Annotated in this window: 14 protein-coding genes and 1 pseudogene; 3 read left to right on the top strand and 12 right to left on the bottom strand. The window is 48.1% G+C overall.

Annotation, left to right across the window (positions count from 1 at the left end; genetic code table 11):
* Positions 1-9 precede the first annotated feature (9 nt).
* The 5 genes and pseudogenes from H6629_13180 to H6629_13160 all read right to left on the bottom strand — a co-directional run bounded on the left by H6629_13180 (position 10) and on the right by H6629_13160 (position 6,799).
* A pseudogene (locus tag H6629_13180) lies at positions 10-1,105 on the bottom strand (HlyC/CorC family transporter).
* A gap of 150 nt (positions 1,106-1,255) precedes the next feature.
* Positions 1,256-2,485 (bottom strand): aspartate aminotransferase family protein, encoded by a 1,230-nt coding sequence (locus H6629_13175; protein ID MCB9068747.1) that lies wholly within the window; start codon positions 2,483-2,485, stop codon positions 1,256-1,258.
* A gap of 26 nt (positions 2,486-2,511) precedes the next feature.
* Complete coding sequence (locus H6629_13170; GenBank protein MCB9068746.1) at positions 2,512-2,733, bottom strand: hypothetical protein; 222 nt, start codon at positions 2,731-2,733, stop codon at positions 2,512-2,514.
* Between the two features lie 61 nt (positions 2,734-2,794).
* Positions 2,795-3,364 (bottom strand): DUF4256 domain-containing protein, encoded by a 570-nt coding sequence (locus H6629_13165; protein ID MCB9068745.1) that lies wholly within the window; start codon positions 3,362-3,364, stop codon positions 2,795-2,797.
* A 69-nt stretch (positions 3,365-3,433) separates the two neighbouring features.
* A complete protein-coding gene (locus H6629_13160; GenBank protein MCB9068744.1) occupies positions 3,434-6,799 on the bottom strand; it encodes a methylmalonyl-CoA mutase family protein in 3,366 nt (1,121 codons plus the stop codon).
* 313 nt (positions 6,800-7,112) lie between these two features.
* Between H6629_13160 and H6629_13155 the strand changes: the two genes are divergently transcribed.
* The 3 genes from H6629_13155 to menE all read left to right on the top strand — a co-directional run bounded on the left by H6629_13155 (position 7,113) and on the right by menE (position 11,347).
* Entirely contained in the window at positions 7,113-8,618 is a 1,506-nt protein-coding gene (locus H6629_13155; protein MCB9068743.1) for an RtcB family protein, read from the top strand.
* Positions 8,619-8,729: 111 nt separating this feature from the next.
* Positions 8,730-9,887, top strand: coding sequence for a hypothetical protein (locus H6629_13150; GenBank protein MCB9068742.1), 1,158 nt, complete (start codon positions 8,730-8,732; stop codon positions 9,885-9,887).
* Positions 9,872-11,347 carry an o-succinylbenzoate--CoA ligase gene (gene menE / locus H6629_13145; GenBank protein MCB9068741.1) on the top strand — a complete coding sequence of 492 codons (1,476 nt, stop codon included), beginning with the start codon at positions 9,872-9,874 and terminating at the stop codon, positions 11,345-11,347. The genes H6629_13150 and menE overlap by 16 nt, the downstream gene beginning before the upstream one ends.
* Before the next feature lie 190 nt (positions 11,348-11,537).
* Here the strand turns inward: menE and H6629_13140 are convergent, their stop codons facing one another.
* From H6629_13140 to H6629_13110, 7 genes are all read right to left on the bottom strand, one after another.
* Positions 11,538-12,194: a phospholipase gene (locus H6629_13140; protein MCB9068740.1), complete on the bottom strand. Its 657-nt coding sequence runs from the start codon at positions 12,192-12,194 to the stop codon at positions 11,538-11,540.
* A gap of 17 nt (positions 12,195-12,211) precedes the next feature.
* On the bottom strand, positions 12,212-12,556 hold the full coding sequence (locus H6629_13135; protein MCB9068739.1) for a PilZ domain-containing protein: 345 nt from the start codon (positions 12,554-12,556) through the stop codon (positions 12,212-12,214).
* 90 nt (positions 12,557-12,646) lie between these two features.
* Positions 12,647-13,351: an SDR family oxidoreductase gene (locus H6629_13130; protein MCB9068738.1), complete on the bottom strand. Its 705-nt coding sequence runs from the start codon at positions 13,349-13,351 to the stop codon at positions 12,647-12,649.
* A 22-nt stretch (positions 13,352-13,373) separates the two neighbouring features.
* Positions 13,374-14,390 carry a M28 family peptidase gene (locus H6629_13125; protein ID MCB9068737.1) on the bottom strand — a complete coding sequence of 339 codons (1,017 nt, stop codon included), beginning with the start codon at positions 14,388-14,390 and terminating at the stop codon, positions 13,374-13,376.
* Positions 14,391-14,402: 12 nt separating this feature from the next.
* Complete coding sequence (locus H6629_13120; protein ID MCB9068736.1) at positions 14,403-15,068, bottom strand: HAD family phosphatase; 666 nt, start codon at positions 15,066-15,068, stop codon at positions 14,403-14,405.
* Complete coding sequence (locus H6629_13115) at positions 15,052-15,249, bottom strand: hypothetical protein (protein ID MCB9068735.1); 198 nt, start codon at positions 15,247-15,249, stop codon at positions 15,052-15,054. Before H6629_13115 ends, H6629_13120 begins: the two co-directional genes overlap by 17 nt.
* A gap of 189 nt (positions 15,250-15,438) precedes the next feature.
* Positions 15,439-17,031: a response regulator gene (locus tag H6629_13110; protein MCB9068734.1), complete on the bottom strand. Its 1,593-nt coding sequence runs from the start codon at positions 17,029-17,031 to the stop codon at positions 15,439-15,441.
* Positions 17,032-17,227 lie beyond the last annotated feature (196 nt).

Below are 17,227 nucleotides of genomic sequence, written 5' to 3'. Positions count from 1 at the left end.
TGTCAGCCGTTATTTCTCAATCAATCCCATTTTTTTGGCGCGTTCCTGCCAGTTTTGGCGGGCGAGTTCCTGCATGTCGGTTGCGGCATCGGTTTCGTCCACAATTTCCAAACCGAGCAATGTTTCGATCACATCTTCCAACGTCACAATGCCTGCGAGGCTGCCGTATGAATCGTAAACAACCGCAATTTGCTCCCGTTTGGATAGCAGAGAAGTGAATATTTTTCGAATACTCAAATCAAAACTAAACGCACTAATCGGGCGGGATATTTCCTTTAACTTACTGTTTCCATTATCTTTAATAAGATATTCCAGAATTACATCTTTGAGAACGTATCCGGTTATCGACTCGCTATTTTCGCCGAAAACGGGAATCCGGGAAAACTTGATCGGCTGATGTTTTTCGAAATATTCGCGAATGGTCAGCTCCTCATTAGCCATCGCCACAACCGATCGCGGCGTCATAATTGAATCCGCGCGAATCTGGCTGAAGCGCATCAAATTGTGGATGATTTTCGATTCATCTTCGTTAAACACGCCTTCGCGATGCCCGATTTTTCCCATCACCGACAATTCTTCCCGGCTGATCGATTTTTGGAGCTCATCCCTTTCAACATTTTGGTGATCAATTGACTAAGCCAGATGAATGGCTTCATCACAATCATCACCAACCACAGTGAACGAGTAGTAAACGGCACCAATTTTTTCCAATAAGTTGCGCCGATGGTTTTGGGGATAATTTCAGAAAAAACAAGGATTGCCAGCGTCATTACCGTTGCAACCACCGCTTCGATGGAGAACGGCAGCTCATACCCAATGATGACCATTTTTCCGCTGCCAAAAGTATCTTCCGCCATCGCCCCGACACCCACCGCACCAACCGTGTGAGCAATGGTGTTCAACGATAAAATAGCCGACAGCGGTTCATCGATATTCTGTTTCAACTTCGCCAGATGTTCCGCAAAGGCTGTCCTTCCGCCCGTTTTATTTCCACAAATGAGGCCGGAATACTCAACAAAACGGCTTCCCAAATGGAGCAAAAAAAGGAGAATCCGATGGAAATTAGCGCAAAAAAGTAGTAATAGCATGTGTTTGTTTTTTTCAATTTTTAGGATCTGTTGTCATCCCGGACAACCGGATATGGCAACGCTGGTTTCGGTAAAAATTTAAGTTAATCTGAATTGAGGTGATCTTCAAGATGTTTTGGTAATGGTTAGCCTTTGGGGTAATGGTTGTGAAAAAGACATTATCTAACCTATTGTTTTTCTGACAATTGATCAATCAACGGAATTAGTTTCTCGATAGTCACATGTTCCATAATTACTACTTTAAACCAGTTGGGATTGGCGTGATTATCGGGCACCAGCCCGAATGCGTCCGCCGTTTTGCGTGGCACAAATTCCTGTTTGATGGTCACAATATTGGACATCGGGTGGCGATAGTAACCGATGTTCAACCGGTCCAGATTTTCGCAAAGCCAGTCGGTGCGTTTTTGCAAAATGAAGATTTTTTCCTGCCAGCCAAACGGGCCGTTTTTCATCAGAATCATCCAGATAGCAACGGCGTTTGCACCGGAGCGGCTGCCGATCAGCGTGAAATCCTCGCCCTCTACGTAGCTGGCGGATTTGGTGTTGGCGTGCTGAATCCAGCCTTTGCGAATGAGGAAAATGCCCGTGCCATACGGCGCCTGCACCATTTTGTGGGCATCCAGCGTTACCGATGTAATTTTGGGATTGGAAAAATTCAGGTTGGTCGTTTGATCGGTAAACGGATAGTAAAATCCGCCGTATGCACCGTCCACATGAATGCGGTATTCACACGATTGCTGATCGAGTAAATCAATGTAAATATTCACGTTATCTACGGAGCCGAACATGGTTGTCATCATATTGGCGACAACGATAAAATAGCGTTTGCCGTTGCTCCGGGCGGATTCTATCGCGGCTGCAACCGTCGGCGCTTCGATCGTCCGATCGTCCGGATTTACCGCAACGCTGATTTTTTCCACACCCAAAACATTCGCGGCTTTGTCCATCGAATAATGGCTGTCTGCCGAACAAAGCACACAAATTTCCGATGGCTTCGCATTGCGTTCGCGCATAAAATAATTGCGATACACCCAAATCGCCTGCATGTTCGCCTCTGTGCCGCCGGACGCGACGTAACCGTCCTGCTCGCCGAAATTTCCGCCCAAAATTTCCGATGCGCAAATTTCGATCACTTCGCGTTCGATTTCCTGTGTCCCGCCAAAAAAATGTTCGGATTTCCCCAATGTGTGGCAGCCAATGTGGTTGGGATTGTGCACCAGCGTGGAAATAAACGGCGCTTCTTTTAAAAATGGCGCATCCTGATAAAACACTTTGCTATCCAGATGCGATGCCGGAATCCCCAAAATATTCTGTTCAAAATAATTGACGTTTTTATCCAGCGCGCCAAAAATCCGCGCTTTTATTTGTTCCTGATTTTTCTTTTCCCACAGCTTCATTGGTTTTCCGGGAGGTTTCGCGATCGTTAAATGTTAGGTTTATTTTTGAAAAACTGCACCGTTTGAACAAATGCAACACCTGCGGCAAACGAACCGCCGCACAGCGCAACAATATCAACCAGCCGCGCCGTTTCACGCATCGACGCTGCTGCTGCAAATACGACTGAAAATGCGGCAATTAATCCGACAATCAGCCCAATCGCTCTCAACTGCATTTTTTTTGGCGAGATTTCTGCTTTTTTGTTCACCGGTTTTTCTTTCTTTTTTGATTTACAGATTCCAACTGCCGCCGTATCTCAATCGACGCAATCAGATTTTAAGCGAACCCCGAAATCCCCTGGCTGCGTAATACGATTCCGCGCCGTTGTGATAGGTAAACACATGATCGTAGCGCCGGTCACAAAAGATGGCGCCGCCGCGTTTTCTGATTTCGGCGGGTGTTTTCACCCAACTGGATGTTTTCAAATCAAAATCACCCAATTTCTGAAGTGCCCGGTATTCTTCTTCGGATAAAATTTCGATACCCATTGCGGCAGCCACATCCATCGCGTTGTTTTTTGGCTTGTGTTCTTTCCTCGCTTCCAACGCCTCACGGTCGTAACACAAGCTCCGGCGACCTTTGGGGCTTTCCGCTGCGCAATCATAAAAAATATACTCACCCGATGCTGTATCGAATCCGACAACATCCGGTTCGCCGCCGGTTTGTTCCATCTCGTTGAGCGACCACAGTTTTTCAGGATTTGCAGCCAGTTTAGCCTGAACGTTTGCCCACTCAATTCCTGAATGGCGATTCATGTTTTTCTCAAAACGCGTTTTTAAAATACTGTATAATGCGTCTATTTGATGCTGTGATAACACAGCTTTTTTACTATTGCTCATTTATTCAACCTCTTTTGAAAACACATGGGAAAATTCATAGCTTCCGCGGAATCATTTGCGTTGGAACGCTCACATATTCCGGCGATACTGCCCGCCAACCTGATACAGCGCAGCGGAAATCTGACCGAGCGATGCAAATTTGCAGACTTCCATCAACTGTTCGAACACGTTTTCATTGTGGATTGCCGCTTTTTTGAGCGATTGCAGCGCGGATGTTGCCGCTGCCGCGTTACGCGATTCGTATGCTTGCAGGTTGAGAATTTGCTGCTCTTTTTCCTCCGTTGTGGAGCGAATGATTTCTTTCGGCAGCACAAATTCGGAGCCGGATTTGCTCAAAAATGTGTTCACGCCGATGATCGGTAGCTCGCCGTTGTGCTTCAGCGATTCGTAATACAGCGATTCTTCCTGAATTTTGTTGCGCTGATACATCGTTTCCATCGCGCCGAGCACGCCGCCACGATCGGTGATGCGTCGGAATTCCGTCAGCACCGCTTCTTCCACCAGATCGGTCAATTCCTCAATAATAAACGCGCCCTGCAGCGGATTCTCATTTTTTGCCAATCCAAGTTCTTTATTAATAATTAGTTGGATCGCCACTGCTCGCCGCACCGATTCTTCCGTCGGCGTGGTGATCGCCTCGTCGTAGGCGTTGGTGTGCAGGCTGTTGCAGTTGTCGTAAATCGCGTACAGCGCCTGCAGCGTGGTGCGGATATCGTTGAAATCAATTTCCTGCGCGTGCAGCGAACGCCCGGAGGTCTGGATGTGATATTTGAGCATCTGCGACCGCGGATTCGCGCCGTATTTGTATTTCATCGCTTTTGCCCAGATGCGCCGCGCCACCCGACCGATCACCGCGTATTCCGGATCGACGCCGTTGCTGAAAAAGAACGACAAATTCGGCGCGAAATCGTCGATGTGCAGCCCGCGACTGAGGTAATATTCTACAAACGTAAAACCGTTGGACAGCGTAAACGCCAACTGCGAAATGGGATTCGCGCCCGCCTCGGCGATGTGATAGCCGGAAATCGACACCGAATAAAAATTGCGCACTTTGTTTTCCGTGAAATACGCCTGAATATCGCCCATCATTCGCAAAGCAAATTCGGTGGAAAAAATGCAGGTGTTCTGCGCCTGATCTTCTTTGAGAATATCCGCCTGCACCGTGCCGCGCACCTGGCTGATGGTTTCGGCTTTGATTTTTTCGTACACATCGCGGGGCAACACCTGATCGCCGGTAACGCCTAGCAACATCAGTCCCAATCCGTCGTTGCCTTTCGGCAGATTGCCGTGATATTGCGGTCGCGGCAATTCTTTTTCCGCAAAAATCTTGTCGAGCTTGGCAGAGATTTTTTCTTCCAAACCGTTGTTTTTTATGTAGATCTCGCATTGCTGGTCGATGGCGGCATTCATGAAAAACCCGAGCAGCATCGGCGCCGGACCGTTGATGGTCATTGAAACAGAAGTGGTCGGTTCAGCTAAATTGAAGCCGGAATACAGCTTTTTCGCATCGTCCAAAGTGGCGATGGAAACGCCGGAATTCCCGATTTTTCCGTAAATATCCGGGCGGAAATCGGGATTTTCGCCATACAGCGTTACCGAATCGAACGCAGTGGACAGCCGCGCCGCGGGCATGCCGTCGCTCAAATAATGGAAGCGGCGGTTGGTGCGCTCCGGTCCGCCTTCGCCGGCGAACATGCGGGTGGGATCTTCGTTGGTGCGTTTGAACGGATAAACGCCGGCGGTGTACGGGAATTCGCCCGGCACATTTTCGCGCAGCGCCCAACGCAAAATTTCGCCCCAATCCGCAAATTTGGGCAGCGCGATTTTGGGAATTTTGTTGTGGCTGAGCGTTTCGCTAAAATTGGGCACTTTTATTTCGCGCCCGCGAACGCTGTATTTGAAAAATTCATCGCTGTATTGCTGCTTTTTGGCGTCCCAATTATCCAGAATATCCTGGCAATCTTTGTCAATCGAGCGCCAGGTGTCATCGAATAATTGCTCGAGTTCGGCGGTGTTTTTTTGCTGCGATTTGAGCAAATCGATCGTCCCGCGAAGCTGGAATGCCTGCCGTGCCAACCCGACCTGTTTGTCCACAAATTGTTTGTAGCGATCGCTGGTTTCAGCAATTTCGGCGAGATAGCGCACCCGATCCGGCGGAATAATGTGGATTTTCTCGCTCATCTGCGCGCTGATTTCGTAACCCGATTGCCAGTCGAGATTGCAGCGTTCCACCAGTTTATCGATGATCGCCCGGTAAAACGAGTTCGTGCCGGGATCGTTAAATTGCGATGCGATGGTGCCGTACACCGGCATTGCCGACGGTTTCTGGTCGAATTTTCCGTGTCCGCGCTGATACTGTTTTTGCACATCCCGCAGCGCATCCAGCGCACCGCGTTTGTCGAATTTGTTGAGCGCCACCAGATCGGCGAAATCGATCATGTCGATTTTTTCGAGCTGGGTTGCCGCGCCGTATTCCGGGGTCATCACGTAAACGGAAACATCCGCCAGTTCGGTAATTTCCGAATCGCTTTGCCCGATGCCCGCGGTTTCCACGATAATCAGGTCAAATCCGGCAACTTTCAGCAAATTGATGGACGGCACCACGGTTTTGCTGAGCGCCATATGCGCCTGTCGCGTGGCAAAGCTGCGCATGTACACGCGCGGATTGTAAATCGCGTTCATGCGGATGCGATCGCCGAGCAACGCGCCGCCGGTTTTCCGTTTGGACGGATCGACGGAAATAATCGCGATGGTTTTATCCTCAAAATCAGTGACGTAACGCCTGACCAGCTCATCAGTTAGCGACGATTTTCCGGCACCGCCGGTACCGGTAATCCCCAAAACGGGAACGTGCTTTTTTGCGGCTAATGTTGCCAAATCGGCAATTATTTTTTCTGCTTTTTCGGGATGATTTTCGATGAGCGTTAACGTTTGGGCAATTGCGTTCACATCGCCGGCCTGAATTTGGGTGAGTTCGTCGCCGCTCGATTCAGTTTTGGTGGCGAAGTCGCTTTGGTGCAGCAAATCGCGAATCATTCCGACAAGCCCCATTTCGCGCCCGTCCTCCGGTGAATACAACCGCGCGATACCGTGATTGTGCAGTTCGTCCAGTTCATCCGGCAAAATGGTGCCGCCACCGCCGCCAAAAATCTTGATATGTCCCGCGCCGCGCTGTTCCAGCAAATCATACATATATTTGAAAAATTCGATGTGCCCGCCCTGATAACTGGTGATGGCAACCGACTGCACATCTTCCTGAATGGCGGCATCCACAATTTCCTGAACAGAGCGGTTGTGTCCGAGGTGGATCACCTCTGCGCCCTGGCTTTGCAGAATGCGCCGCATGATGTTGATGCTCGCATCGTGCCCGTCAAACAGCGATGCCGCGGTAACAATCCGTATTTTGTTGGTAATTTTTTGCTCGATAGTTGCCATTGGCTGAACCTCATGTTGTCGCGGTAAACATTTCGTAACTGCCTAATTTACAGTTATTTTCGGAAAAAGAGAAATGACGATAAGGGTAAAAGTAAAAAGGAAAACGGAGAATGATCCGGTAAATTGTCGCGTTTTTTACCTTTTCACTTTTTCCTTTAGACTTAAAAAACTTTCGCCAACAAAATGTAAATGAGTTTAGCACGGATTTCCAAACGGAGAGTGAAATTATGTAAGTGGCAAATAAAAAAAACCGTTGCGATCCCCGTGACTTTGCGACAATCTTTAAATAAATAAAACGGTAACAGGTAACAAAATGACCACAGAAAATACCCAACTGATTCCCACCGGCGAAGCCACTGCGATTTTGCCGGCACGCAACAACAAATTGAAACCGGCAACGGTGATTGGCACGGCAGCCATCCGCGAAACATTTGACGAAGGCTGCATTTCGCAGGCGCTGAACGTTTGCGAATCGCCGGGCGTGACGGATGTGGTGCTCAATCCGGATGCGCACGTCGGGTACGGCGCACCGGTCGGCTGCGTGCTGGTCTCCCCGACGCATATTTATCCGGGACCGGTTGGCGTGGACATCAAATGTTCGATGAGTTTGCTGCAACTCGATTTGCCGGACAGCGAAATCAACGATCGCAAGTTGCGGCGGGCCATCATCAACGCGATTGAAGAGCGCACACCCACCGGCGCCGGACGCGGACAGCGATCTGTCAAAAAAGCGCGGCATGTCGATCCGGATTTGGGGCGAAAAGCGGTCATCGAAGGCGCATCGGCAGCCGTTTGCGAGGCGCTGGGCATTCCGCCGCACTGGGCGAATCACTGCGAAGATGCGTTTCATACCGGACACGACGGCAGCCGCGACGCGCTGGATCATCGCTTGCAATGGATGATCGACAACGGTAATTTCAATAAATTTGAGGAAAAAATCCGCCAGTTGGGTTCGTACGGCAGCGGTAATCATTTCGGTGAATGCGAAAGCGTGGCCATCGCGCCAACAGAACGTGCCCAACGCGCCGCAGCAGTTTTCGGGCTGAAGGACGGGCACGTGGCGTTTTTGTCGCATTGCGGCTCGCGCGGATTCGGATTCACGCTGGCGAATTATCAATTCAAGCTGCTGAAAAATCAGTTTAAACAATGGGGAACGCCGTTTCCGGCGGGTGATCACGATCTGGTGTACGCGCCGCTCGGCACTGTGGAAGCGAACAATTACATCGACGATATGGCGCTGGCAGGTAATTTCGCAACGGTTAACCATTTGTTAATTAACAGTTTGGTGCTGGAAGCATTTCAGGAAGTGATTCCCGGTGTTTCCGGCGAACTGGTGTATTTTATCAGTCACAACATCGCGCGGCAGGAGATTTTGCGCAACGAAAAAACCTGGGTGCATCGCAAAGGCGCGACCCGGGCGTTTCCGGCCGGACATCACGGATTGAAAAATACACCGTTTTACGACACAGGCCACCCGATTTTGCTGCCGGGAAATCCGCAGGGCGGATCGGCGGTGATGGTCGCGGAACCGGGTGCGGAGCTGACCTGCTACAGCGTCAATCACGGCGCCGGTCGGATGATGGGTCGCAAACAGGCCATCCGTTCGCTCGATCAAGCCGAAGTGGATCGCTCGTTCGAAAACCGGGATATTTTGACGAATTGCCGCAACTATCCCCGCGACGAGGCACCCGCAGCATACAAAGATTTTAACGAAGTGCTGCGCTCGGTGGAAATCGCCGGTTTAGCCAGCGAAGTGGCGCGACTAAAAGCGCGGTTTGTCATCAAAGATTCCGACAAAACTTACGGTGGCGCAGCTTGAAAAGCCGCGGATAAAATGGGCGTGATGGCGTTTATCACTGTCAATTTTATCCACAAATGGGTATATTTCTACCACATATCATCAGAAATCCACAAATCAAGGTGAGGGTTGATGAATCGATTTACATCTGTTCTATTGTTAACAATTACATTGCTGACTGCCGGCAGAGCGGAAATTCCGGCAGATTCACTTATCGAAAAATTTCTCTATTCCATCCAGTACGGGCTCGCCGCCGGTGATGCGGAGGCGCTCAATCAACACATAAAAATGGATAAATTGCTGGATAAATCGCTGCATGGGCTGGCTGTCACCAAAAAAATGGAACAGGAATTGAAAAGCGAATTCAATAAGCAATTCAATTTCGGTGCCGAAATAATTCAGGGAATGGGCGAAGACGGGCACTACATGGCGATGAATTACGACACCAGTAGCGATACGATCCGGGCGCTTTTTCGGCTGGCGGGGATGAATATCGGTGTAAATTATCATCAGTTTGACATTATTTATGATCGCGATTTTGAAATTATTGACGTATACATTTACCTCTCCGGCGAATACCTCAGCGATACATTTCGCATTTTGATTGAACCAATGCTGCTCAATACGGATTCGTTCACGGATTATTTGAAAAGCATGGGCGAACAAATTTTTGGCGAAAAGCGCCGCTATATTAACGAGCTGCCCAAACTTGCGGAAATGAAGCAGGCGCGCATCGCCGGTGATTTCCAAAAAGCGCATGAAATTTATCTCAGCATGGCATCATCCGTGCAAAAAATGAAAGCTGTTCAGCTACTGCACATTATTTGTATTTCCAATATTTCCAATGATTTAATGGTCGAATATGTCGAAAAATTTCGCGATAGTTATCCGGATGATCCCAGCCTCGATCTGCTGTTGATCGATTATTTTCTCGTCAAACAGGATTACAAATCCAGCCTCGCGGCGTTGCACAGGTTGAGCCAAAATGTCGGTGAGGATGACGGTTATTTGCATTACATGATGGGCAATATTTATTACGCCCAAAAAGAATTTGGGTTGTACGAACAATATCAGAAAATGGCCATCGAGTTAGAACCGTGGCTGGCCGAGCCGCACTATCAATTGATCGAGCTTTATTTGGAAAATCGAAATTTTAGCGGTGTGGTTGCGATGATGGTCAGTTTGGAAGAAAATGCTGGCATGGCATTCTCCGATGACGCCATGCAGGCAAATGAATTGTTCAGTGAATTTTTGAAATCGGATGCATATAAACAATGGCGCACCCAGTAATGCCGGAGCCGGAAATGCCAAAAGAAAATCTGGTGTTTCTCCGTTCGCCGGATGGCAATTTCAGCCTGCCCGAAATAGCCGGCTGGGCAGATAACATAGCGATAAAACTTCGCGAATACGGTATAAAACCGGGTGACCGGATCGCCATCACAGCACCAAATAGCGCACAATATATTTCACTATTGCTTGCGATATGGCAAGTTGGCGCCATCGCGACGCCCATTAACACCCGATTTTCTGCTGAACAAATTTTGGATGCAATTACCGCTGTCGGCGCAACTATTTTTCTCCATTCCACCACCACTGTTAACAGCAATATTCCCGGCTGTATGTCGCTCAATCTGGCAGAATTTCCCGGACAACCGAGCATTGTTGATTCGCAAAAATTTAGTTTTCGCGACTGGCTGGCGAAGCCGGAAAATCATACAAAACTGGCAACGATTATTTTTACTTCAGGCAGCAGCGGCAAACCGCGGGCTGCGGTGCACTCGTTCGGAAACCACTATTTTAGCGCACTGGGCGCCAACCAAAATATTCCTTTTGGTGCGGGCGATGATTGCTGGCTGCTGGCGTTGCCGCTGTATCACGTTGGCGGGTTGGCGATTGTTTTTCGTGCAATTACCGGTGGCGGTGCAATTGCCATTCCCGCACCGGAAACGTCGTTGGCAGCGGCGATCCGGTCGTTGGGTGTGACGCATATTTCGCTGGTTGCAACCCAGCTTTTCCGGTTGCTGCAAACGGATTCGAACATCCCGCTGCTGCAAAAAATGACTGCCATTTTGCTCGGCGGCAGCGCCATTCCCAAACAATTGATTGCGGAATCGATCCGGCTGAAACTTCCCATTCACACCAGTTACGGCAGTACAGAAATGAGTTCGCAAATTACCGCGACGCCGCAAAATGCCACCGCCGCAGAATTGTCAAATTCCGGTAAATTGCTGAATTTTCGGGAATTACGCATCGAAGCCGATGGCGAAATATGTGTTGGCGGCAAAACCCTGTTTCGCGGATACTGGACAAATGGCAGTTGCCAACAGCCATTTACAGCCGATGGCTTTTTCCGCACCGGCGACATCGGGAAAATAGATGGCAACGGATTTTTGCACGTTACCGGGCGGAAAGACAACATGTTTATTTCCGGCGGCGAAAATATTCAACCTGAAACCATCGAGGCTGCGTTAAATGAATGTCCCGGCGTTCGCCAAAGCTTGGTTGTCCCGGTGCCGGACAACGAATTCGGGCAACGTCCGGTTGCTTTTGTGGAAACAGATACGCCATTAAATGAGGTGAAAATCCTCGATTTTCTGGCAAAAAAATTGGCGCGATTTGAATTACCGCTGCATATTTTCCCGTGGCCGCAATTGCCCGATTCCGGCGGAATTAAACTCAGCCGCCGTTTTTTTGAAACATTGGCAATCGAAAAACGCGATGAAGTGACTAATATATCAGGCAAAATTTGATATTAAATTTCTGATATATCAATCATGTTGCCCACATCACATGTAAAAATAATATTCTTTTGTATTATTTCAGGACGCTTGTAGGGATGCACGGTATGCTGCGCACGGAATGCGAAAAAAACAAAGCGCGCGGAACATTTCGAAAGTCATGTTCCGCGTGCTTTGTCTTTTTATAGGGGTTTTGGAAATTTTACGGAATTGGTGTTCCGGCGATTTTCTGCAACGTTTTCCCATCGATAATATGACCACCCGCAAATGAATGTGCTGTAAATTTTACATCGCCATCAGCCAGACGGCTGCGATGTTCACGGATAATTTCCGGCTGCGCGTATGGATCAGCATCGCCGAGCACGAGATGCAAATCTGTTTGGCGAAATTTTTCACCGGAAATCTGCAGATCAATTTCGGGCGGAATCAATCCGGCCCACAAAATCAGGCGATCCGCATTGACTTGCCCGTGATGATGCCATCGCGAAATGGTCGCAACACCTTGCGAAAATCCCAGCAAAATTATTCGAACCGTTTGCCGGGGTATTTTTTCAAAAATGGCTTCAGATAGGTTGTTGAGATAGGCGAGATAATCGGCAATTTCATTTTCGCGGTCTTCGCGGGTCATCCAGGTTGCGCCGATTCTTCCGTTCGTCGATTGCAAATAAAATCGAGACAACGCTTCCGGCGCAACAATCAACCGGGATTTATCGGCAATCGGATCAAAATTTCGTAAAAAATAGCGGGCAAGTTGTCCGTATCCGTGACAAACGAACCAGATTTCCTGTAACGCGTCGGTAATTTCGCCGAGCGTAAAATATCGGGCGGTTCGTTGAACCGGGAGATGGTGTTCTTTCATATTCCGCGTTACCGGGATTAGTCGTTGAAACCCAGCTCTTTGATGAGGTGATCGATAATCAATTTCGTTTCAGAATCGACATCCTGCAGCCGGAAACCGGTATCGAAATAATTTGGATTGACATCCGTGCTGGACCAGCGGCTTTCCGCGTTCAAATCGAGATGCATTTCCTTTTGCGCCAAAAATTGGATGTTCATCCGCAATTTAAAATTTTTTCCGGTTTCGATGGGGCGTTCGCTGGTGAGCATCAATCCCTCCGGCGTTATATCCACCAAATTGCCCAAAAATTGATCGGTTTCGCTGTTAAACACTTGCAAATAATAAATCAGGTGACGCCGTTTTTCTGATCGACGATTTTTCATTATATAACTCCTGTTCAATTTGACATTTTCGATTCCATTATCGGAGTGTTGCCATCAAACTTCACCCGAAAGATGACTGCACATCCAATTTTACTGCGGATTGGTGGCGAAAACCGTCAGCTCCGTAATAAATCCGCGATCCGCCATTTCCAACGCGCCGCACACCGTGTGGGCAATATCTTCCGCCAATAATTTGGTCGGGTTGAACTGGCGCGATTCCCTGCCGGAATTGACCACAAAATCTGTTTGCACCTCGCTCGGATTGATCAAAATAACCCGGACATTATGTTGCCGCAACTCCGCCCGCCAGCACTCTGTCATGGCTTTCAGCGCAAATTTGGTTGCAGAATAGGCTGTTCCACCGGCAAAACCGCGCAGTCCTGCGGTGGAGCTGATGTTGATAATATTGCCATAATTTTGTTTTTTGAAAAACGGAACGGCATCGCGAGCCATCAGCATTGCACCGGTAACGTTGGTGGCAAAAACCTTGTTGAACGATTCGACGTTCATGTTTTCCAACGTATCGAAATAGCCGTAACCGGCATTATTTACCAATGCATCCAACCGCCCGAAGGTTTCAGAAATCGTTTGATAGATGCGTTTCACGTCTGCTTCATTTGCGACATCGCCAGCGATCGCGGTTGCCCCGGTTTGCGCTGCGGCTTCCTTTAATTTCGCTTCATTTCGCGCAGTGATGACGACAGTTGCGCCTTTTTCACTGAGCATTTTTGCGGTTGCCAATCCGATTCCCTGGCTTCCGCCGGTGATCAAAACAACTTTATTTTGTAAATTCATACCATTATCCTCCGTATCTAACTTATTTATTTTCAATTTGATAGAGCAGGTGAACCAACACATCGCCAACTTGCTGCAAACTTTGGGCACTGCATTTGTCCGGCGTATCGGCAGTTGTGTGCCAATAGGGATAATCGAAATCGATGAGATCGACAACGCGAATGCCGCGCTGCAAAAACGGTACATGATCATCAACCACCGATTCCCCGATTTCATCCACAAACGCAGTAGCGTTTACTGCTTTTGCGGCCTGCCAAATCATCTGCATTACATTTCCGGCGTTTGATTGCGAATAGCCTTCGCGGGGAATGCGCAAATCTGCATCGCCGATCATGTCCAGCAAAACGCCATATTTGGGTCGATAGCTATCCATTGTTTCCGCAAAATATTGGGAACCGAGGCAAAAGCCGTTCAGCGAATCGCTGTCGAGCGCGGCACCGTAATCGCCGATATCTTCCAGATCGAACAACACAATATCAACCCCGAAATCCAGTGGATGCGTATTTAAAATTCGTGCCATTTCCAGCAGCACCGCAACACCGGACGCGCCGTCGTTGGCCCCGGGAACCGGCTGATTGTGCAGAGATGAATCGGGATCTTTATCCGCAAACGGTCGGGAATCCCAATGTGCGGCAAGCATTATCCGGTAGCCGCGTTCCGGTTGTAAGTTGAATGAAGCTATAATGTTACGTCCGGCAAAAACTGTCGCTGTATCCCGCCGATCGCGATGCGTGAACGGTTGTTGCTGCACGCGATCTGCATATTTCCCGAATTCATCCACCAAAAAATCGCCACACTGCTGATGCGCAGAACTGCCCGGAACACGCGCACCAAACGCGCACTGTTTTTCGATGTGCCGAAACGCATTTTCCCCGTCGAATACCGGAGCACTTGCCCAAAATTGCCAGAGAAACAAAGCAACGAGCAAAATTGCAATTCCGGTTATTCCGGCTAAAATTTTGAATTTATTGCCGCCGGTTGTTCCGTTTTCCGGCAATTTTCGATTGCTTAACAATTTATTTTTACGGGATTTAGTCATCGATTAACCGCGTCATTTCCACACTTCCTGCAACCATTCGCAAACCTCGTGTAGCGTCGGGAAAATTTTATGCACCACTTGCGTAATTTCAGGTGAAGGCGGTTTGAGATCCGGGACCATCACCGGCAACATGCCCGCTGCCAGCGCGCCGCGAATGCCCGGTTCGGAATCTTCGAGCACCAGACATTCGGCCGGATTAGCTGCGATTGATCTCGCTGCCGCCAAAAATATATCCGGAGCCGGTTTGCCATTTTGCACATCATCATTGGTAATTACAGCACCAAATCGATCGAAAAGACCCGCCATTTCCAGCTTGTATTTTGCACCGTCCCGGTCAGATGACGTGGCGACAGCTTTGGGAATCCCGAGAGAATCCAGATAATCCAGCAACTCGAATACGCCTTTTTTTACGGGCATGCCATTTTCCTGAACATGCGCCCGGGCAATTTCCAGCCGTCGTTTGCGTAATTCGTAATAGGGAAAATCATCGCCAAAAATGCGCAGCATTACTTTTTCAGACGCTTCGATACTCAGCCCGATAACCTGCTGATGCACTTCGAGCGGGATATCGTAGCCAAATTCTCTGCCGGTTTGTTGCCACGCAAGCATTGCGACGTATTCCGTGTTTATCATCAAACCATCTGCATCAAAAATAATTGCATTAATCTTTCGGTTCATTTTTCCGGCTGTCTTTATAAAATTTTAGTAGAAAATCTGATTCCGTCGGCGACAGATCAAATCGCGATGCGGCCTGATTTAACAATCCCATTAATTTTTCAGCGGGATTGTTTTCGAGGTGATCGGAGATCCATTGCACAGCCCGGCGTATTTTTTCATCTTTTGGTAAAATTGTGCTCATCGGCAGTTCACTCCTCAAAATAAATGTTTGAAGATGAAGTTTACGCTTAAACCGTTCATTTTTCAAACAAAAACAGAAATGATATGGAAATCAGTTTTATTATTTGAATCAACAGATGGGAAAATTATCAGCGGGAAATTGCGGATAAAAAAAGTAAAACGCCGCCGGGCTGGCGGCGAATGTGGCAGATTATTTTCGTGAAATTTTGGTAACAAGCGCATCCAGTTTGCTCAAAAACTTTTCGGAAATCGCCTGGATAAAAAAAGTGCTTTTATCCGCCCTTCGCACACTATTTGGTGACATGCTGGCATCCGTAATAAACAGCGGGAGTTCCGCCAAACGGAGATCCGAACGAATCATCTGGCATTTTTCGACAATTGTTTTTTGGTTGGTATCCTGTAAATTTACGATCGCCAACACCGGTTTACAGCGCTGTGTTTCCTGCTCAAACGATTGAATTTCTTCGACCGTTATCAATTCAAATCCGTGTTCATTTGCCCATTGGCGAACGCGCGGCGGTGTGAAAATATCACCCTGATTTGCCAGCAAAATAGTTGGAGATTTGGCGATTTGTGCCGCAACTTTTTCAAAATTTGGTGCGGACACATCCGATGCAGATTTGCCTTCCGGATGTGCAGCCATCGCCGAACGGCGCGGTGGTTTTTTGGCGTTATCCGGGTCCAAAATCAGATCCACACGGTAGATTACATCCGGCAAATACAGCGGCTTTTCGGTAATTTCCCGTGCGCCATATTGCGAGATCACCGGTAAATCTGTCCGTTTGAAATGCTGCGACATGAATAAAATCGGCACATTTTTCGTGTAAAAATTGCCTTTCAATTCCCGGCAAATTGCCATTCCGGAAGATTTTGGGGAGGATACATCCAACAACAGCAAACCCGGTTTTTCCGCACGGGACATGCGCAGTGCTTCTTCCGGCGCGAGAGCGCACATCACTTTGTAATTTCGGGATTCCAACAATTCTTTCAACGCCAGGTTGGTGTCTTCATCTCTTTCGTAAATGATCACTTTTCGGTTGGGTCCGGTGCGTACTTTTGTTGACAGCGCCTCCACCGGATCAACCAGATATTCCAGTTTTTCCTTTTTGGCGCTTTCAAAAAATTTCCGGGTAACGTATTCCTGAATAATTTTCAGCTCATCGCGATCCGGGCTGTTAAACCGGGTCAGCCAACCGCTGCCTTCGCGTTTACTCAGCTGCATTTCGAGATGGACATGCTCTGCCGGTAAATCGATTTTCACCGATTCCAGTTTCCGGCCGGCCCACAGCGTTTTGGAATCCAGTTTTTTCGAGCGGGCAAAAAACTGCACACCGTCAACACTAATCCGGACAATTTCCTCTTTAAAATTTTGATCTTTCAAAGAAAAATTCAACATGATCGGTTTTTCTTCATCGGAAACAAAAAGATAAGGCTCCGGCACAGTGAGTTCCTGCATGCTTTCCGGCATTTTCATCCAGATTGCATCGTAATATTTATAGGAATCGTTTTCCGGTGCAACTATCTCAAAAGCAAAAATGTGCAGATAACCCCTCTCAACATAGTCGAACCGCAGTGTGACAGGTTGGCCGGAAGTTAATGCGCCATCAATCGCTTCATTTTGCCGGTGAACAACCGCAAGCCGTCCGGATTCGCTCACATTCAATAAATAAGTATCCTGTTCGATTTCACCGAAAACCAGCTTTGCGTTCAGCTTGAACTTACAAGCTAATTCGATAATTTTTTTGATCTTATCTTTGTTTTTCAATAGTCGTTGATCGCTCATTTCTTGCACAATTTTGTTTGGTGATTTTTAACTTCATTTTTTATACAGCACCCCAGAACGGCATTGAATGCCAACGGTGGCTTTTTAACCAAATCAGACACCAAAACGGTCATTGGCTGCAATCATAAACTTCGACTAAAAAGGGATTATATTTAGCTAAAAAGTAAAGGATTGAAAATAGGAGGCAGAATAAAAA

It is taken from the genome of Calditrichia bacterium (assembly GCA_020634975.1).
In the GTDB taxonomy this organism is placed as follows: Bacteria; Calditrichota; Calditrichia; order RBG-13-44-9; family J075; genus JACKAQ01.
Note: the sequence above shows the minus strand (reverse complement) of the source record. Positions and strands in the feature narration are given on the sequence as shown.

What these genes read in the sequence shown, in the direction of transcription:
- H6629_13175 (MCB9068747.1), bottom strand. Translation starts at nt 2,485, where the DNA reads ATGAAGCTGTGGGAAAAGAAAAATCAGGAACAAATAAAAGCGCGGATT.
- H6629_13165 (MCB9068745.1), bottom strand. Translation starts at nt 3,364, where the DNA reads ATGAGCAATAGTAAAAAAGCTGTGTTATCACAGCATCAAATAGACGCA.
- H6629_13160 (MCB9068744.1), bottom strand. Translation starts at nt 6,799, where the DNA reads ATGGCAACTATCGAGCAAAAAATTACCAACAAAATACGGATTGTTACC.
- H6629_13155 (MCB9068743.1), top strand. Translation starts at nt 7,113, where the DNA reads ATGACCACAGAAAATACCCAACTGATTCCCACCGGCGAAGCCACTGCG.
- H6629_13150 (MCB9068742.1), top strand. Translation starts at nt 8,730, where the DNA reads ATGAATCGATTTACATCTGTTCTATTGTTAACAATTACATTGCTGACT.
- menE (MCB9068741.1), top strand. Translation starts at nt 9,872, where the DNA reads ATGGCGCACCCAGTAATGCCGGAGCCGGAAATGCCAAAAGAAAATCTG.
- H6629_13140 (MCB9068740.1), bottom strand. Translation starts at nt 12,194, where the DNA reads ATGAAAGAACACCATCTCCCGGTTCAACGAACCGCCCGATATTTTACG.
- H6629_13135 (MCB9068739.1), bottom strand. Translation starts at nt 12,556, where the DNA reads ATGAAAAATCGTCGATCAGAAAAACGGCGTCACCTGATTTATTATTTG.
- H6629_13130 (MCB9068738.1), bottom strand. Translation starts at nt 13,351, where the DNA reads ATGAATTTACAAAATAAAGTTGTTTTGATCACCGGCGGAAGCCAGGGA.
- H6629_13125 (MCB9068737.1), bottom strand. Translation starts at nt 14,390, where the DNA reads ATGACTAAATCCCGTAAAAATAAATTGTTAAGCAATCGAAAATTGCCG.
- H6629_13120 (MCB9068736.1), bottom strand. Translation starts at nt 15,068, where the DNA reads ATGAACCGAAAGATTAATGCAATTATTTTTGATGCAGATGGTTTGATG.
- H6629_13115 (MCB9068735.1), bottom strand. Translation starts at nt 15,249, where the DNA reads ATGAGCACAATTTTACCAAAAGATGAAAAAATACGCCGGGCTGTGCAA.
- H6629_13110 (MCB9068734.1), bottom strand. Translation starts at nt 17,031, where the DNA reads ATGAGCGATCAACGACTATTGAAAAACAAAGATAAGATCAAAAAAATT.